At 29.9% G+C, this 17,150-nt stretch carries 16 protein-coding genes, 1 pseudogene and 1 other annotated feature; of the genes and pseudogenes, 14 read left to right on the top strand and 3 right to left on the bottom strand.

All coding sequences use genetic code 11. From position 1 onward, the window contains the following. The first annotated feature begins 80 nt into the window (after window positions 1–80). From P8F83_RS16830 to P8F83_RS16820, 3 genes are all read left to right on the top strand, one after another. Window positions 81–470: a hypothetical protein gene (locus P8F83_RS16830; RefSeq protein ID WP_326511957.1), complete on the top strand. Its 390-nt coding sequence runs from the start codon at window positions 81–83 to the stop codon at window positions 468–470. A gap of 63 nt (window positions 471–533) precedes the next feature. Continuing rightward, a complete protein-coding gene (locus P8F83_RS16825) occupies window positions 534–767 on the top strand; it encodes a hypothetical protein (RefSeq protein WP_286910378.1) in 234 nt (77 codons plus the stop codon). Window positions 768–955: 188 nt separating this feature from the next. Next, the gene (locus P8F83_RS16820) at window positions 956–1,558 is read left to right on the top strand and encodes a DUF1643 domain-containing protein (protein ID WP_326511956.1); all 603 of its coding nucleotides are present in this window, start codon (window positions 956–958) and stop codon (window positions 1,556–1,558) included. A 90-nt stretch (window positions 1,559–1,648) separates the two neighbouring features. Here the strand turns inward: P8F83_RS16820 and P8F83_RS16815 are convergent, their stop codons facing one another. Then, window positions 1,649–1,867: a (2Fe-2S)-binding protein gene (locus tag P8F83_RS16815; protein WP_021804327.1), complete on the bottom strand. Its 219-nt coding sequence runs from the start codon at window positions 1,865–1,867 to the stop codon at window positions 1,649–1,651. A 227-nt stretch (window positions 1,868–2,094) separates the two neighbouring features. Then, window positions 2,095–2,357: a binding site (T-box leader), on the top strand. Between the two features lie 46 nt (window positions 2,358–2,403). On the opposite strand from P8F83_RS16815, the gene ileS reads away from it, so the two are divergent. The 4 genes and pseudogenes from ileS to P8F83_RS23580 all read left to right on the top strand — a co-directional run bounded on the left by ileS (window position 2,404) and on the right by P8F83_RS23580 (window position 9,218). Then, window positions 2,404–5,514: an isoleucine--tRNA ligase gene (gene ileS, locus P8F83_RS16810; RefSeq protein WP_326511955.1), complete on the top strand. Its 3,111-nt coding sequence runs from the start codon at window positions 2,404–2,406 to the stop codon at window positions 5,512–5,514. Window positions 5,515–5,588: 74 nt separating this feature from the next. After that, a complete protein-coding gene (locus P8F83_RS16805; protein ID WP_315110147.1) occupies window positions 5,589–7,019 on the top strand; it encodes a sodium-dependent transporter in 1,431 nt (476 codons plus the stop codon). Window positions 7,020–7,283: 264 nt separating this feature from the next. Then, complete coding sequence (locus P8F83_RS16800; protein ID WP_238903293.1) at window positions 7,284–8,282, top strand: LacI family DNA-binding transcriptional regulator; 999 nt, start codon at window positions 7,284–7,286, stop codon at window positions 8,280–8,282. A gap of 259 nt (window positions 8,283–8,541) precedes the next feature. After that, window positions 8,542–9,218: pseudogene (locus tag P8F83_RS23580) on the top strand (M48 family metallopeptidase). Window positions 9,219–9,333: 115 nt separating this feature from the next. Here P8F83_RS23580 and P8F83_RS16785 read toward each other — a convergent pair. Continuing rightward, window positions 9,334–9,516 (bottom strand): hypothetical protein, encoded by a 183-nt coding sequence (locus tag P8F83_RS16785; RefSeq protein WP_238903291.1) that lies wholly within the window; start codon window positions 9,514–9,516, stop codon window positions 9,334–9,336. Between the two features lie 158 nt (window positions 9,517–9,674). On the opposite strand from P8F83_RS16785, the gene P8F83_RS16780 reads away from it, so the two are divergent. The 5 genes from P8F83_RS16780 (at window position 9,675) to P8F83_RS16760 (ending at window position 13,503) form a co-directional block, all read left to right on the top strand. Then, a complete protein-coding gene (locus tag P8F83_RS16780; protein WP_238903290.1) occupies window positions 9,675–10,250 on the top strand; it encodes a nucleoside recognition domain-containing protein in 576 nt (191 codons plus the stop codon). 8 nt (window positions 10,251–10,258) lie between these two features. Beyond that, window positions 10,259–10,780: a spore maturation protein gene (locus P8F83_RS16775; RefSeq protein WP_073020349.1), complete on the top strand. Its 522-nt coding sequence runs from the start codon at window positions 10,259–10,261 to the stop codon at window positions 10,778–10,780. Between the two features lie 82 nt (window positions 10,781–10,862). Then, a complete protein-coding gene (locus P8F83_RS16770; RefSeq protein WP_326511953.1) occupies window positions 10,863–11,588 on the top strand; it encodes an ABC transporter ATP-binding protein in 726 nt (241 codons plus the stop codon). Then, entirely contained in the window at window positions 11,581–13,236 is a 1,656-nt protein-coding gene (locus P8F83_RS16765) for a putative ABC transporter permease subunit (protein ID WP_326511952.1), read from the top strand. Before P8F83_RS16770 ends, P8F83_RS16765 begins: the two co-directional genes overlap by 8 nt. A gap of 66 nt (window positions 13,237–13,302) precedes the next feature. After that, a complete protein-coding gene (locus P8F83_RS16760; RefSeq protein WP_315110153.1) occupies window positions 13,303–13,503 on the top strand; it encodes a hypothetical protein in 201 nt (66 codons plus the stop codon). Window positions 13,504–13,557: 54 nt separating this feature from the next. Here P8F83_RS16760 and P8F83_RS16755 read toward each other — a convergent pair whose 3' ends face one another. Further along, window positions 13,558–14,907: an MATE family efflux transporter gene (locus P8F83_RS16755; protein ID WP_326511951.1), complete on the bottom strand. Its 1,350-nt coding sequence runs from the start codon at window positions 14,905–14,907 to the stop codon at window positions 13,558–13,560. Window positions 14,908–15,386: 479 nt separating this feature from the next. Here P8F83_RS16755 and P8F83_RS16750 point away from each other — a divergent pair, with 479 nt between their 5' ends. Together P8F83_RS16750 and P8F83_RS16745 are read left to right on the top strand one after the other, a co-directional pair. After that, the gene (locus tag P8F83_RS16750; protein WP_073020360.1) at window positions 15,387–15,827 is read left to right on the top strand and encodes an ACT domain-containing protein; all 441 of its coding nucleotides are present in this window, start codon (window positions 15,387–15,389) and stop codon (window positions 15,825–15,827) included. Between the two features lie 46 nt (window positions 15,828–15,873). Beyond that, the gene (locus P8F83_RS16745) at window positions 15,874–17,118 is read left to right on the top strand and encodes an aminopeptidase P family protein (RefSeq protein ID WP_326511950.1); all 1,245 of its coding nucleotides are present in this window, start codon (window positions 15,874–15,876) and stop codon (window positions 17,116–17,118) included. Window positions 17,119–17,150: the final 32 nt, after the last annotated feature.

The following is a 17,150-nucleotide window of genomic DNA, read 5'->3' as shown; positions in this document are numbered from 1 at the left end:
TCTATTGAAAAATATCTGATAAGTTATTACTATTATAATGTGAAGTAAATCTTGATTCAGATAAACTGGAGGGTAATTATATGAAAGAAAGAAAAAGAGGTATACTTATAACTATATTTTTAGTGCTTCAAGGAATTGGTGCCTTTTATGGAATGTTTGTTTATTATACTAATAAATGGGCTTATAATATGGCAAAGTCTAATTCGCTGCTTGCAGATACATATCAGGTATTGTCAAGTACGGAAGTTGTAATAAATACGATAGTTTCATTAATAACTTTAATAGCTATTGTTGGAGTATTTAGGTGGTATAGTGGTTCTATTTATTTGTATGTTGTAATTAATGCCATATCTTCAATTACAGGAATAATGTTTCAACCTAGTGCATCCATAATTGTATCGTACATAGTTAAAATGATTATAGTAGTGGCTATTGCAAAAAGCCTATTAGATAAAATAAAAACCCAATAGTTTGCATAATAAAAATGCTCTTCATTTCTAATACTATTATAGTAAGAAAGGAGGAGTGTTTTTATGTCTTGGGATAAAATAAGAGAAATGAACTTGTTTGATAAACTAAAGGATGAGGTGAAAAATATTCCTAGTGTGGACTCAAGCAAAATTGAAGAGTATATAACCGACCCAGAAAAATTGCAAACTTTTAAAGATTATATTCATCAAGGATATGATTCTAGATCGTTAGGAGAAGAAATGGGTCTAACTACTAATCAAGTTGAGATAATAAAGGAACTTTTAGGAAAATTATAATAAAAAAGATGTTGCTATAAATTTAATTAGCAACATCTTTTTTTGTTTTTAAAAGCACAAAAAAAGTAATATTAAATAAAATATTAGCAGAAGAACTTGTTTGTAAAATAAAAAATTGGAATATAAAAAAGTTCTTCTCAATATTAATTTTATATGAACACTGAATATAGTGAAAAGGGAGACTAATAATGGGAGTTATAAGATACCCTAAATATACTCAAAGAGACTTATCTAGAAGTTTATTTGATATTAAAGGCGATAGATGTTTTAAATTAAGTATTAGCTTATCAAGAGTTAAAAAAAATAAGGTTCTAATTATAGGGAGAAATCCCAAAAGGCTAGAGGATGATAGTTGTAATAATGTAACTAAAAGAATAGTAAAATTTTTGAGAGCCAAAGAAGAGTATGGTAATTATATAAGTACTGTAGAGATGGTTAACCTTTTTGTGGTTTATGATTTCGAAGAAGTTCAATACAATAAAGGCTATAGAAATTTTATATGTGGAAATGAAGACAACTTTGAAATAGATGGGAAGCGTATAAAAAATGATGAAGTAATAAAACAGGCAATAGAAGAATCAAGCGAAATTATATTAGCATGGGGTGAACCTATAAAGGGAATAGAAAGTCTTTATAATGAAAGAATAGAAAAGGTATTGAAGATATTAAGAGACTGTTTAATAGAGTCTAATGAAGAAAAAAATATATATACAATAGGAGATCTTAGTGTAAAAGGATATCCTAAACATCCTTTAGCTTGGAGTTTTAGAGATGCTGTTAAAGTATACTAAAACATAAGATAAAACAGATACCCCTGTGATTTCACAGGGGTATCATAATAGGGAGATATAAAATGTTTACTAATACGAATAAGGGGAATACTATTCAAGAGATAACTGGCTATTAATTAACTCTTGAATCTTAGGAGTACATCTTCTTCCACAACAACCACCGGAACCAGCGCCTGTTGCTTTTTGTACTTCCTGAACGGTGTGTGCACCGTTTTTTATAGCATATTTAATTTTTGATCTAGGAATAGCCTTACATAAACAAACCTTAGTCAGTTTATCAAGTATCTCCTGATTTAAGTTGTTGTCCATAAGACTATAACCTCCAATCATTATTGGTTAAGGGGATAAATAGGTATTTGGAAAGTGGTTATTTCCTTGTACCTATATTAAAACATATTGCTATATAAAAGTCAATACTAATTAATAGAAATTATTCGTTAAATAAATTAAAGTTAAGTTTAAACCTTCACATGAAAAGTTTTACTTTATGATAAAGTATCACATTGACTTTTTAAAATCACTATTATATAATTCATTTAAAGACTATGAACAGGGCAAGTACTTAGTTTTCTTTGTTTTTAGAGAGTAACTGGTTGGTGGAAAGTTACAACAAGAATTAAGGAAAATCACCTGGGAGTTGGAGGCTGAAATTAATAATATAGTAAGCTTTTCCCGTGTTCTTGCGTTAAAGGATAAAGTATGTTAGTACTTGATTTAATACTACTTCGCATAAAGTCGTTGAAATTTAGAAGTAGTTCGAACCTAAAGGTGGGATTGCGAATATAACTTCGTCCGTTAGGATGAGGTTTTTTTTATTGCTTTTTATTAAAGAAAGGAGAATACAAATGTATAAAAAGATAGACACATCTAATGGCTTTTTGGATATGGAGAAACAAATAGCAAGTTTTTGGAAAGATAAAGATGTAATTAAGAAAAATTTCAATATGAACGAAGATGGAGAGTTTTTTACCTTCTATGATGGTCCTCCAACTGCAAATGGAAAACCTCACGTAGGTCACGTTTTAACAAGGGTTATGAAAGATATAATCCCTAGATTCAAGGTAATGAAAGGTTTTAAGGTAGTTAGAAAAGCTGGGTGGGATACTCACGGACTTCCAGTAGAGCTTGAAATAGAAAAGAAGCTAGGTATATCAGGAAAAGAACAAATAGAAGAGTACGGCGTTGAAAAATTTGTTCAAGATTGTAAAGAAAGCGTATTTACTTACGTTAGTATGTGGGAAGAAATGACTAATAAAATAGGTTACTGGGTAGATATGGAGAACCCATATGTAACTTATCACAACACTTATATAGAGTCAGTATGGTGGGCTTTAAAACAAATGTGGAATAAGGATCTTTTATATAAAGGTCATAAAATAATGCCATATTGCCCAAGATGCGGAACTGCCTTATCTTCTCATGAAGTTTCTCAAGGATATAAAGATGTTAAAGACTTAACTGCTATAGCTAAGTTTAAGGTTAGAGGAGAAGAAAATAAATATATATTAGCATGGACAACAACTCCTTGGACATTACCTTCAAATGTTGCTTTATGTATAAATAAAGCTTATACCTATGTTGAGGTTAAAAAAGAGGAAGAAGTATATATACTTGCTAAAGATTTAGTTGGCAAAGTATTAGGAGAAGAAGTTGAAATCATAAAAGAGTTTAAAGGTGAAGAGTTATTAGGCTTAGAATATGAACAATTATTACCTTTCGCTAAAGTTGAAGGTAAAGGTTTCTATATAGTTCATGGAGACTATGTTACTTTATCAGATGGTACTGGTATAGTTCATATAGCACCTGCTTATGGTGAAGATGATAGTTTAATAGGAAGAAAGTATAACCTTCCTTTTGTTAATTTAGTTAATGGAAAAGGAGAATTTGAGCCAGAAGTTACTCCTTGGGCTGGAAAGTTTGTTAAGAAATGTGATGATGATATAGTTAAGTATTTAGATGAGCATAACAAGCTTCTAAGGGCAGAAAAGCATCTTCATTCATATCCTCACTGCTGGAGATGTGATACTCCATTATTATATTATCCAACAGATAGCTGGTTTGTAAAGACTACATCTTTAAGAGATAAACTTCTTGAAAATAACAATAAAATAAATTGGTATCCAGATAACATTAGAACAGGAAGATTTGGTAAGTTCTTAGAAAATGTTATAGACTGGGGAATATCAAGAAATAGATACTGGGGTACTCCACTTCCTGTTTGGGAATGTGAATGTGGACACCAAGAATGTATAGGAAGTATTGAAGAATTAAAACAAAAAGGAATTAACGTTCCAGAAGATATAGAATTACACAAACCTTATATAGATAATGTTCACTTAAATTGTGAAAAGTGTGGAAAGAAAATGAAGAGATATTCAGAAGTTATAGACTGCTGGTTTGATTCAGGATCTATGCCATTTGCACAATTACATTATCCATTTGAAAATAAGGAAGCTTTTGAAGCTAACTTCCCAGCACAATTTATATCAGAAGCAGTAGACCAAACTAGAGGATGGTTCTATACTCTACTAGCGATATCTACAGCTATATTTGATACAAATTCTTTTGAAAATTGTATAGTTTTAGGTCACGTATTAGATAAAAAGGGTTTAAAGATGTCTAAATCTAAGGGTAACGTTGTTGCACCTAATGATGTTTTAGACACAGTAGGAGCAGATGCTACTAGATGGCATTTCTATACTGCAAGTGCACCATGGTTACCTACAAGATTCTCAAAAGATGATGTTGCAGACACTCAAAGAAAGTTCCTAAGCACTTTATGGAATGTATACTCATTCTACGTTCTATATGCTGATTTAGATAAATTTGATGCAACTAAATACTCAGATTTTAAATCATCTAATGTAATGGATAAATGGATATTATCTAAGTTAAACACACTTATAAAAGTGGTTGAAGACAATTTAGAAGGTTACAAGATAACTCAAGCTGCATTATCTATTGAAGAATTTGTAGATGAATTATCTAACTGGTATGTAAGAAGAAATAGAGCTAGATACTGGACTACAGAATTGAGTGAAGATAAGATAGGAGCATATACAACTTTATATAAAGTTTTAGTTACTTTATCAAAGATAGGTGCACCATTTGTACCATTTATGACAGAAGCTATATACCAAAGTTTAGTTGTTTCTTTAGATAAAAATGCACCTGAAAGTGTACATTTAACTATGTGGCCAGAATATGATGCTTCAGCTGTTAATGAAGATTTAGAAAAAGAAATGGATTTAGCTTATTCTATAGTTAAAATGGGAAGAAGTGCTAGAAATACAGCTAACATCAAGAACAGACAGCCGCTTTCAGAAATGTTAGTATCAACAGATTCTCTTCCAGATTATTATGGAGACATCATAAAAGATGAGCTTAATATTAAAGTTGTTGAATTTGGAGCTGACCTTTCAAAGTATGTTAATTTTGAAATAAAACCTAACCTTCCTGTTTTAGGTAAGGCTTATGGAAAGATGATTCCTGGCATAAGGAAAGAAATCGCTGCTAGAAATCAAATGGATTTAGCTCAAAAGATACAAAACGGAGAAGTAGAAGTTATTAATGTAAATGGAACTGAGATAGAATTAAATAAGGAAAGCCTATTAGTAACTATGCAAGGATTAGAAGGTTATGCTTTCTCTGGAGAAGGTTCTATAGGAGTAGTTTTAGATACTACAATAACTGAAGAACTAAAAGAAGAAGGACATTTAAGAGAAATAATATCTAAGATCCAAAACATGAGAAAAGAAAGTGGTTTTGAGGTTGCAGATAGAATAAACTTATATGTTTCTGGAAATGAGTTATTAGAAAAAGTAGTTAATAAATTCCAAGCAAATATTAAGACAGATACTTTGACTGATAATATTTTCTATAACGAAGATAAAAACTATGTAGAAGCTAATATCAATGGTGAAAAGCTTAGTATGTTAGTAGAAAAATTAAGTTAAATATAAATAAGCAATATGCCTTAAGGGTATATTGCTTATTGAATGTATATAATATTTTGCGCTGAGGTGAAATTATGGAAAACAAAGGTAAAAAGGAAGGATTCTCCTCGTCTTTAGGAGTTTTCTTTGCTACACTAAGTGGGGCTATTGGATTGGGGAATATATGGAAGTTTCCTTATGTAACTGGGGCTAATGGGGGAGCGGCATTTATACTTATATATTTTATATTTGTATTATTATTAGGAATTCCTTTGATGTTAAGTGAGTTTTATATTGGAAGAAGTACTAAAAGAAATCCTTTTGGATCAATTGGGGCCATAGAAGAAAGTAATTATCATAATTTTAAGTTTAACTTTCTAAATAAGATAAGAAAAAGTGGAATCTTTAAACTTATAGGATGGCTGGGAGTTACAACAGCAGCATTTATAATGTTTTATTATTCAGCAGTTGCTGGATGGGTTTATGAATATTTATTTAAGGCAATAAAGGGTGACTTCTCACCACTTAAAAATCTTACGGGAGAAGAAGCTGTAAGGTTTACTTCAGACACATTTAACAATAGTGTTAATGGTACATATACTCCTATGATATGGCAATTAGTTGTTTTAGTTGTCGTATCTATAGTATTAGTAGCGGGAGTTAAAAATGGAATAGAGAAGGTCACAAAAGTATTAATGCCATTATTTCTACTTCTTATACTTCTTTGTGATATAAGATCATTAACTTTATCTAAAGCTGGAGAAGGATTAAGTTTTCTGTTTACTCCAGACTTTTCTAAAGTAACAGCTGGAACGTTACTTACAGCTTTAGGGTTAGCATTTTTTAAGCTAGCTTTAGCTATGGGAATATTAATTGTTTACTCAAACTATTATAAAAAAGATACAAACTTAATGGGTAACTCAGTTAAAGTAGCAATATCTGATACGGTAATATCATTAATGGCAGGAGTAGCTATATTTCCAGTAGTTTTTGAATTTGGGATAAGTCCAAGTTCAGGTCCAAGTTTATTATTTAAAAGTATACCACTAGCATTTGCACAATTACCTTTTGGGAATGGACTCTTGGCTATTTTCTTCTTATTGACAGCTATAGCAGCAACTACAGCTATGATTTCTCTAGTAGAAGCACCTGTAAGAATGTTCATGGAAGAATTTAATATGAGCAGAATTAAATCTGTAGGAATAACTTCAACAATAATATTTATAATAGGTGCTATTACAGTACATCCTAAGAGTATATTTGGAGCTGTACTTATTGGAAACAAAAATTTCTTTGATTTATTTGGTTTCCTAACAGATAATGTTATGATGCCGTTTGCTGCATTATTAACAGCGATATTTATAGGATACTTTATTAAAAAAGACAGCTTTAAACAAGAACTTACAAATTACGGACAGCTAAATAAAAATGTTAAGTATCTACCATACCTTAGAGTATGTTTAAGATATATAATTCCTATATTAATTACAGTTATTTTCTTAAATAGTATAGGTGTATTTAATTAATTTGTTAAATTATATAAAAAATAGTAGAAATCAGCCCTAAATTTGTCATTTAGGGTTGATTTTAATTTTATAATTGATAAAATGGTAATTAGCTTATGAAAATAATTGAAAACTTTATTAAACTTTCGTATAATTAAGGGAGGAAAACGTTTAGTACGGATTAATTTAATAAAAGTGTTTAAAATATAATAAGAGCTGAACTTAGTAAAGTACCAAGTGGAAATAAATATAAAAAATATTGTGATAAGCGGGAGTGATTTAGTTATGGCGACTTCTATTAAAGACGTTGCAAGAGAAGCGGGAGTTTCAATAGCAACAGTTTCAAGAGTTTTGAATGACATCGATGTTGTAAATGAGGAAACAAAAAAGAAAGTTGTAGATGCGATTAAGAAATTAGGCTATAGACCTAATATAGTTGCAAGAAGTTTAAAAACTCAAAGAACAAAGACAATAGGTATACTTATACCAGATATATCTAATCAGTTCTATCCTGAAGTGGTTAGAGGAGCAGAAGATGTAGCTAATATTTATGATTATAATGTTATGTTATGTAATTCTGACTTTGATGTAGAAAAAGAAAAAGAATATTTAAGAGTTCTAAAAGAAAAAATGGTAGATGGAGTTTTATACATGAGCTCTTCTCTACAAGATGAAATTTTAGGATTAATAAATGAATTAGACGTAAAAACAGTGTTAATTGAAACTAAAGATAAGGAAAGTAAGTTACCAAGTGTTACTATAGATAACGAAAAGGCAACTTATGAAGCGACTAGATATCTATTAGATAAAGGGTTAAAAAAGATAGCTTATATAGGAATAGAAAAAGAAGAATTAAATGCTTGGGCAGAGAGATTTAATGGTTATGAAAAAGCTATGAAAGAATCAGGATTTGAAATAGATCCTAAGAGAACATTCTTTGGTCCATTAAAAGTTAAAACTGGTAGTGAAGGCGTAGAGGCTATAGTTTCTTCTGGTGAATCTATAGATGGAATAATATGTGGTTCAGATGAAGTAGCTATGGGTGCTATAAATGCTTTAAGAGATAAGGGAATAAGCGTTCCAGAAGACGTTAAAGTTATGGGCTTTAATAATATCTACTCATCAGCTGTTTTCTATCCTAAGATAACAACAATAGCTCAACCTATGTATGATATGGGATCAGTAGCTATGAGAATGCTTATTAAGCTTATAAATCAAAAAGAACTAGAACAAGGACATTATGTTTTAGAACATGAGTTAATTGAAAGAGATAGCTGTAAATAGCATTTAGGAGTTCCAAAAGTTTGGGGCTCCTTTTTATTCTTTAGGAAATTATACACATTATTGCTGTAGAAGCTTTTTACAGCTTCATGAAATTCATTTACTATAAATGAACTACTCCTAAAGAATAAAAAACAAGAAAATTGAGCGCCTGCCAGCTTTCCTCACATGCGTTTGGAAAGGCAGATGCGCAAAAAAAATCGACGGCTCATAGTCGCCTTAGCGATTTTTTTATAAAAATATTTTGGAGAGAAATTTTAAAATGAATTTTAATTATAAGGTAATTGTAAGTAAGAGAAGAAAAACAGTAAGAGTAAAAATAGCCTCAGAAAAAGAAGTAATCATATATTCTCCTTATAGAATTAGCAATAAGGAAGCAGAAGCTATAATTAATTCAAATATAAAACAAATAGAAAAACTTATAGACAAACTAGCAAAGCTTAGGGGACCATCCATACTAGAAAGAGGTTGGTTGTATATTTTAGGTGAAAAAGTTCCTATAACTATAATTGAGAAAAAAGAAGAGGAAATAAGTTTAAAATATGATGGGGAAAGAGTCTATTTATCTATGAATCCTAATCACAATCAAGATGAAGTAAGAGAATTAATAAAAAATGGTATAAAAAAATAGCCAAAGAGTATCTAATAAGGCTGACAATTGAAATGGCTGAGAAATACAACTTTACAGTAAACAGTGTAAGAGTTAAAGATGTAAAAACTAGATGGGGAAGCTGTTCCTCAAAAAGAAATATTAATTTGAGTTATAAACTTATCATGGCACCTAAGGAGGTTATAGGGTATGTGATTGTTCATGAATTATGTCATTTAAAAGAAATGAATCATTCAGAAAAATTTTGGAGAGAGGTCTCCAATATAATACCTAATTATAAAGTTTATTTAGAACATCTAAAAAAGTTTGGACACAATTATGAAGTTTAAGATGATTGAAAATTGACAAAGTGCAATTGACAATTGAGGAACAATATTATAACAAATTCAATTTTACTGAATTTGTTATTCACTGTAAATTGTCAATTTTCAACTCTCAACTAAACTAAAGAATTCCTTCAGTTTTTAATATATCCTCAAGTTCTTGAACTTTTTGGGAAAGAGTCATAAACTTTTCTTTTAGTACATCTTTTGAGTTATTGTCATCAATAACTTTTTCTATATCTTCTACAGTTCTTAAAGCTTCGTCAACTTCATGTTGAGCTAATTTTAGTTTGCTTTCTTCCATTTGAAATCTCCTTTTTTTCTTTGGGTTAATATTAATAATTAAATATATCTGCAATTTTATCCTATCACGTATTAATAAGTGCTTCAAGAAATTATTCTATAAAACAACTAAGGTGCATATAGATTATTATGTCCAGAATTAGTAGAAAGGAGTACAAAATGATAAATTATATATGGTTCTTTATGATAGCCTTAGGAATAATAGTTGGAATGGTGACAGGAAAAGGTGCAGATATAAGTAAGGGGATAGTGGACTCATCAGCATCCTCAGTAGAAATAGTTGTTGGACTAGTAGGAATGATGTGTTTTTGGTGTGGAGTAATGAAAGTTGCCGAAAAAAGTGGATTAACAGAAAAATTAGCTAAAGTTATGAAACCATTTTTGAGAATAATTTTTAAGGAAGCCTCCAAAGATGAAAAAGCTCTTGGAGCTATTGTTATGAATATTACTGCAAATATGTTTGGGTTATCTAATGCAGCTACTCCTTTTGGAATAAAAGCTATGGAGGAAATGCAAAGATTAAATAAAGATAAAAGTAGAGCCTCCAATGATATGGCATTGTTTTTAGTATTAAATGCTGCTTGTATACAGTTAGTACCATCAACAATCATATCAATAAGGGCATCACTTAATTCAGAGAACCCAGCAATTATAATAATTCCTGCAATGATAGCAACTGGCAGCGCAGCATTGGTAGGAATAATATGCTGTAAAATATTACAGAGATATTTTTAGGAGGAGTCATGCTGAGATATTTAAGTTTGAGTATAATACCTATAATATTATTTATTATAATAACTTATGGAATGATTAAAGATAGAAAAGTTTACGAGTGGTTTGTAGAAGGGGCAAAGGATGGCTTAAGTGTATGTATTAGGATATTTCCATACCTTTTAGCTATGGTAGTAGGAGTAAAAATATTTAGAGAAGCAGGACTAATAGATATATTGAATTTTTTATTATCTCCGATAACAGTATTAATAGGATTACCTAAAGAGATACTCCCTTTAATCCTAATTAAGCCTCTTTCAGGAAGTGGAGCTATAGGAGTATTTACAGATATTCTTAAAACCTATGGTGTAGACAATTATATAGGTTTGGTCTCTTCTGTAATTATGGGAACAACAGAGACAATTTTCTATACAATTACAGTATATTTTGGAGCTGTAAAAATAAAAAAGATAAGACATACTCTATGGGCAGCGGTTATGGCAGATATGACTGCTATAATTATGGCTTTAATAGTTGTAAAAATAATACTGTAAAATTATTGACAAAAGGTATAGATTACCTTATTATAAGATTACGGATAATATTTAATAATTTTATAATTATGAGGTGATTAGGGTGATAGAAATAATCAATGCAACTAAAAGTTATAATGGTAGAGTTAATGCCGTGGATGACATATCACTTACCATTAACAATGGAGAAATATTTGGTTTCTTAGGACCAAATGGAGCAGGAAAAACAACTACGATAAAGATGCTTACAGGCATAGCTGAGGCTACAAAAGGTGAGATTTTAATAAATGGAATAAGCATAACTAAAGATCCTATACTTTATAAAAAACAGTTTGGATATGTTCCAGATAATCCAGATATGTTTTTAAGAATGAAGGGAATAGAATATCTAAACTTTATTGGAGATGTTTATGATGTTTCTGCAGATGAGAGAAAAAAAGTAATTTCTGAATTAGCAACAAGGTTTTCTATGGAAACTGCTTTAAGGGATAAGATACAAAGTTACTCTCATGGAATGAGACAAAAAATAGTGTTAATGGGAGCACTTCTTCATAAACCAGATGTTTGGATATTAGATGAGCCTATGACTGGTTTAGATCCAAAATCAGCATATATACTTAAGGAAATGATGAAGGAACATGTTGAAGAGGGAAAAACAGTATTCTTTTCAACTCATGTTTTAGATGTAGCAGAAAAATTATGTGATAGAGTAGCTATTATAAATAAAGGAAAATTATTATTTTGTGGAACTCTCGAAGAAATAAAAAATCAATTTAAGGTAGATGAATCCTTAGAAAAAATGTTCTTGGAGATGACTGAAAATGAATAAATTAGTTACTATAACCAAGTTTTTTTTAAGAAGTTTCTATGAGAGTTTAACATCTAATGTAAAGTCAGGTGGACAAAAGGCATTAACTATAGTAGCCATGGGATTTATTCTTATAATGCTTGCTGTTCCAATTACTCTTTTTGTAACAGTAAGCTATGGAGTATTAGACCACTTTAATCAAAGTGAGCTAATTTTAGGAACCTTGTTTAATGGAGCTTCCACAATTATATTTTTATTTGGGATAGCTGGAGTAATGAGCATATTTTATTTTAATAATGATATAGAATGGATACTTCCATTACCCATAAAAGCATCTCATATAGTCATAGGAAAATTTCTAACCTTACTAGTTTATGAATATATAATATTGTCAGTTATAATTCCAGCACTTATAGCTTATGGTGTATTATCTGGTAGCGGTATATTTTATTACATAACCGCATTAATAGTCTATATTACTATTCCAGTTATTCCTATAGCTTATGGAGTTATATTGAGTTTTATATTGATGAGATTTACGAATCTTTCTAAATATAAGGATGCATTTAAGGTAGTTACAGGTTTAATTGGATTGTTTTTAGGTCTTGGAATTAATTTCTTAGGTCAGAGGATAGGAAATGGTGCAATGACTATAGATAATGCTCAAGATATTCAAGAAATATTTGGGCAAGGGTCTCTTTTAGACAAAATGAATACAGTATTTATAAACACTAAAGTTTCTGCTTATGCTTTAAGTGAAAGTGGAACATCTAAAGGATTTATTAATTTAGGACTACTGATTTTAATTGTTTCTTTAGTAATGATAGTACTATATGTTTTAGCAGAAAAAGTTTATATAAAGGGAGTAGTTGGATTATCAGAATCCTCTTCAACTAAAAAGAAGTTAACTAATGAGGAGCAAAAAAGTCTTATAAAACAAAACTCTGCTCTTAAAGCTTGGATTATGAGAGAAATAAAAATATTATTTAGAACTCCGTCCTATGTAGTTAATTGTATATCAACATTGATACTACCTATAATTATATTCGTTATTCCAATGTTAAGTACAGGCTCTGAAGGAATATACCAAGTTTCTAACTTTATAAATAGCTTAGATAACAAAATTATAATAGTAGGAATATACATGGCGTTTTTAGCTTTTTCAGTAAGTGCAAATTCAATAGCTGCAACTTCAATATCTAGAGAGGGTAGAGAACTTCTTATAATAAAATATCTACCTACAGATACAAGAGTTAAGTTGTTTGCTAAGGTTATTGTAGGCATACTTTTAAGCAGTGTTACAAATATAATATGTAGTGTAGCGCTAGTAGTGTTTAAAGTAGATGTGTATGTAATTCTATTATCACTATTAATGGGTGAGGTTGTAATAACTTTAATAAGTATTATTGGAGTTATAGTAGACAGCTATAGTCCTAAACTTTATTGGGAAAATGAGCAGCAGGCAGTTAAAAACAACTTAAATTCCTTAAAGGTTATGGGAATAGGTATTGTTATAGGAATTTTAGGCTTAGTAATTTTTGTTGCTTGTAATTTAATTTCTAATGTGATTGGTATATTAGGTATTTTAATATACTTAATAATATTAATAGGGGTAAGTTATAAACTTCTAATAAGCAAGGCTACAAAAAAAGTTGAAAAACTTGAATAAAAAGAGAACTTTTATGAGACTTTAATCGTCTATATATATGAAGGAATAAAAAAAGAGGAGAGGGAAATGGAAAGGGATAAGTTGAACTCTACAGATGATGATATCACAAGAATAAGTTATGGAATAGCCTTTGGATCAGGTATAGGAGTAGTATTAGGAGCAGTTATAAGCAATGTTCCTCTAGGATTTTCATTAGGAGGGGTCAGCGGTATCCTAATATCCATTGTATATAACTTTGTAGTAAAAAGTAAAAAAGGCAAAGAGTAATGATTATTAATATAAAGAAGCAGCTTTAAGAATAAAAATCTTAAAGCTGCCTATTTATTTTTGAGCCACTTTTTTAAATTTTTTCCTATATAATAAGTAAACCAATGATCCGTCTATTATCCATTGAAGAGTTGTTATAATCCAAACATAAACAACTGATAGTTTAAGTGTATAAATAACTATAAACATTAAAGGAAGTCGTATTATCCATGAAGAGAACAATGCAACCTTAAAGGGAGTTTTTGTATCTCCAAGCCCTTTTAAGCTACCACCAACAATCATAGATATTGCCATAAAAGGTTGTTCTATAGCTGCTATCATTAAACAATAAGTACCTAATTTTATAACCTCGGTTTCAGAAGGAGTTATAAAAAGTCGTATTAATAGATTTGGGATTACTAAAAATAAAATTGAGCAAAATAGCATAACTATAACACCTAGAAAAATAGAGGTATTAGCATATTCTCTAGCTTTTTTATAATCGCCTTGTCCTACCTTATGACCTACTAAAGTTGTAGCAGCAACAGCAAACCCCCAACCCGGCATAAAACTTATAGATTCAATAGTGGTTGTAATTTGATTAGAAGCAAAAGCTATGGTTCCAAGAGAAATTATAAAAACATTACTCAAAAGTCTGCTTATACTGAAAGCACCTTCTTGAAGGGAAGATGGGATAGATAATCTTATAAGTGAAGAAAATCTTTCAAACTTAAATTCTGTTATATATTTTAATCTAGGTTTAATAGTTGAGTATTTAGAAATATAAATTAGGATGAATATAAAGCCTACAATTTGAGCAAAAGAGGTAGCAATAGCAGCTCCTTTAACTCCTAACTCAGGAAATCCAAACTTTCCGAATATAAGCAGATAATCAAAAGGTATATTAATAAGATTTATTATTATAGAAGCTAAAAGAGGAATTTTAGTATTACCAGAACCTCTTAAAGCACCATTTAAAGCGTTCATAAGCATAGAGAAAAATATTCCTATAGAAGCAATCTTTAAATAAGCTTTTCCTAAATTTATAACCTCATTATCAGCACCGGCTAACTTTAAAATATTCTCAGAGAACAAGAAAAAGGTTAAGGATAATATAAGAGCTATAACTAACCCAGAAGCAAATCCTAGGGTAGCATATTCTTCAGCCTTGTCTTTTTTATTTGCTCCAATATTTCTAGCAACTAAGGAAGTTATACCTATAGATATACCAGAAGCTATAAGTATGTTAGAAAAGGTTGAGATTATTTCTGAACCAAGACCAACAGTGCTTACAGCAAGATTTCCTCCATATCTTCCTACCATCATGGTATCGAAAACCCATATCATCATGTAAAGTATCATTTCGCCTACAGCAGGTAAGGCAAGTCTTAATACTTCACCAATAGTATTTTTATTAATGTTCATAAAAACTCCTTTCAAAACAGTTTCTAAACCAACATTAACTATTATATACTAACCTAATAAAAAGGCAAAAAAATAAGGAAATTCCATAAGGAAAATCCTAAAATCATTGGGATATTTTCTCTATCTTAAATTTTATTTAGAGACTAATTAATTGTTTGTTTTATGGGTATAAGGGTTCTAAAAGCTTTTTCTCAGGGCTTAGCCCCATGCCTGAGATGCTTTTAGAAATTATGTATAATAGCCCCCTTAAATGCCTAAGGCATGAATGTATTGTATCACAAAAATATACTAACTCATCTTCAAACTTAAAAAGTAGACAAGATATCAAGAAAAACAAAGAATGCCATATAAAAACAAGTATATTTTCATAAAGTGGCCTAATTTAGCCTATTATTATTATTATTCAAATGTTATAATTTATGCAGAAACACAAATTGAGGACAAATGTATTTCTCTGAGAAACACAAAGGAGTGATAAAGTGAATGAAGAGAAGTTTTATATAGTAAATGGAAAGATATTGCCTGATATATTTATAAAGGTTATGAAGGTTAAAGAGCTTATATACAGTGAACAAGTAAAAGATATTACTGAGGGAGTTAAGAAAGTTGGGATAAGTAGAAGTGCTTATTATAAATATAGGGATGCAATATACCCAATGAATGAGCCTATTAATAGCAGAAAAGTTATATTAAATATATTGCTTTCTCATGAAGCAGGAGCCTTATCTAGAGTATTAGATCTTATAGCTGAATATAAGGGAAATATACTTACGATAAATCAAGATATACCTATAAATTTAACTGCCAATGTAACAATAACTGTGGATGTATCCAATATAACTATAAAAGCAAAAACCTTACTTGAAAGTATAGATGCGCTTCCTAATGTTGTTAAAACCAGAGTTTTGTTTGTAGAATAGTATGATATAATTAAGTTAAGTATTAAAGAAGCAAAGGAGATAAGTTATGAAGGCAGAAGTTTTTATAAAAAATAGAGAGAATTTATTTAAAGCTGTGGAAGAAAATAGTGCGGTAATATTATTTGCAGGAAAAGCACCTAAAAAAACAGCTGATGAAGCATATAGTTTTACACCTAATAGAAATTTTTATTATTTAACTGGAATAGATGAAGAAGAAATAACTTTAATATTGGTAAAAAAGAAGGATGAGCAAAGAACAATATTATTTGTAAAAGAACCAGACTTAGAAATGGAAAAATGGGTTGGGAAAAGTATAAGAGCGAATGAAGCAAAAGAAAAAGGTGGATTTACAGAAGTTCTATATACTAAAGAATTTGAAGGAACTATACATGGACTTATATTTAAAGAAGAAATAGAGAAAGTATATTTTGATTTAGAAAAAGATGGTTTTTCTGAAAGAGAAACTTTAGTTGAAGAGTTTGCAAGAAATCTAAAGAATAAATATCCTCAAGTTTCAGTAAAAAATATATACAACAGTATAGCAGAACTTAGACTTGTAAAGTCTAGTGAAGAAGTAGAAAACATGCAAAAAGCTATAGATATTACCATTGAAGGGGTAGAAGCTTTAATGAAGAATTCTAAACCGGGTATGATGGAATATGAACTTGAAGCTTATTATGATTTTAGTTGTAAGAGAAGAGGAGCAACAGACGTTGCATTTAAGACAATAGCAGCTGTTGGAGTTAATGCTACAATACTTCACTATGTTGATAATAATTCTATAATTAATGATGGAGACTTAATATTATTTGATTTAGGTTCACAATATGAATATTATAATGCAGATATAACAAGAACTTTCCCTGCAAATGGTAAGTTTACAGAAAGACAAAAACAAGTTTATGAAGCTGTACTTAGAGTAAACAAAAAGGTAATAGATGAGATTAAACCAGGAGTTAATTGGGGAGACATAAACACTAAAGCTACAGATTGGGTTGCAGAAGAATGTATAGCTTTAGGATTAATAGACGATAAAAAAGATGTAAGAAAATACTATTGGCATTCTATAGGTCACAGCCTGGGATTAGATACTCATGATGTGGGTAAAAGAAATGTTGAGCTAAGACCTGGAATGGTATATACAGTAGAACCTGGAATTTATATAGCAGAAGAGGGGATAGGCGTAAGAATAGAAGACGATATATTAGTTACTGAAGATGGAAATGAAATATTAACTAAGGCAATGATTAAAGAAGTTAGTGAAATAGAAGAATTCTTCAGAAATCGTTAATTATTAAGTGTTTATTAATATTAGAGTAATAT

It is taken from the genome of Clostridium intestinale, assembly GCF_035905475.1.
Lineage (GTDB): Bacteria > Bacillota > Clostridia > Clostridiales > Clostridiaceae > Clostridium_T > Clostridium_T intestinale.
Note: the sequence above shows the minus strand (reverse complement) of the source record. Positions and strands in the feature narration are given on the sequence as shown.

What these genes read in the sequence shown, in the direction of transcription:
- P8F83_RS16830 (WP_326511957.1), top strand. Translation starts at nt 81, where the DNA reads ATGAAAGAAAGAAAAAGAGGTATACTTATAACTATATTTTTAGTGCTT.
- P8F83_RS16825 (WP_286910378.1), top strand. Translation starts at nt 534, where the DNA reads ATGTCTTGGGATAAAATAAGAGAAATGAACTTGTTTGATAAACTAAAG.
- P8F83_RS16820 (WP_326511956.1), top strand. Translation starts at nt 956, where the DNA reads ATGGGAGTTATAAGATACCCTAAATATACTCAAAGAGACTTATCTAGA.
- P8F83_RS16815 (WP_021804327.1), bottom strand. Translation starts at nt 1,867, where the DNA reads ATGGACAACAACTTAAATCAGGAGATACTTGATAAACTGACTAAGGTT.
- ileS (WP_326511955.1), top strand. Translation starts at nt 2,404, where the DNA reads ATGTATAAAAAGATAGACACATCTAATGGCTTTTTGGATATGGAGAAA.
- P8F83_RS16805 (WP_315110147.1), top strand. Translation starts at nt 5,589, where the DNA reads ATGGAAAACAAAGGTAAAAAGGAAGGATTCTCCTCGTCTTTAGGAGTT.
- P8F83_RS16800 (WP_238903293.1), top strand. Translation starts at nt 7,284, where the DNA reads ATGGCGACTTCTATTAAAGACGTTGCAAGAGAAGCGGGAGTTTCAATA.
- P8F83_RS16785 (WP_238903291.1), bottom strand. Translation starts at nt 9,516, where the DNA reads ATGGAAGAAAGCAAACTAAAATTAGCTCAACATGAAGTTGACGAAGCT.
- P8F83_RS16780 (WP_238903290.1), top strand. Translation starts at nt 9,675, where the DNA reads ATGATAAATTATATATGGTTCTTTATGATAGCCTTAGGAATAATAGTT.
- P8F83_RS16775 (WP_073020349.1), top strand. Translation starts at nt 10,259, where the DNA reads ATGCTGAGATATTTAAGTTTGAGTATAATACCTATAATATTATTTATT.
- P8F83_RS16765 (WP_326511952.1), top strand. Translation starts at nt 11,581, where the DNA reads ATGAATAAATTAGTTACTATAACCAAGTTTTTTTTAAGAAGTTTCTAT.
- P8F83_RS16760 (WP_315110153.1), top strand. Translation starts at nt 13,303, where the DNA reads ATGGAAAGGGATAAGTTGAACTCTACAGATGATGATATCACAAGAATA.
- P8F83_RS16755 (WP_326511951.1), bottom strand. Translation starts at nt 14,907, where the DNA reads ATGAACATTAATAAAAATACTATTGGTGAAGTATTAAGACTTGCCTTA.
- P8F83_RS16745 (WP_326511950.1), top strand. Translation starts at nt 15,874, where the DNA reads ATGAAGGCAGAAGTTTTTATAAAAAATAGAGAGAATTTATTTAAAGCT.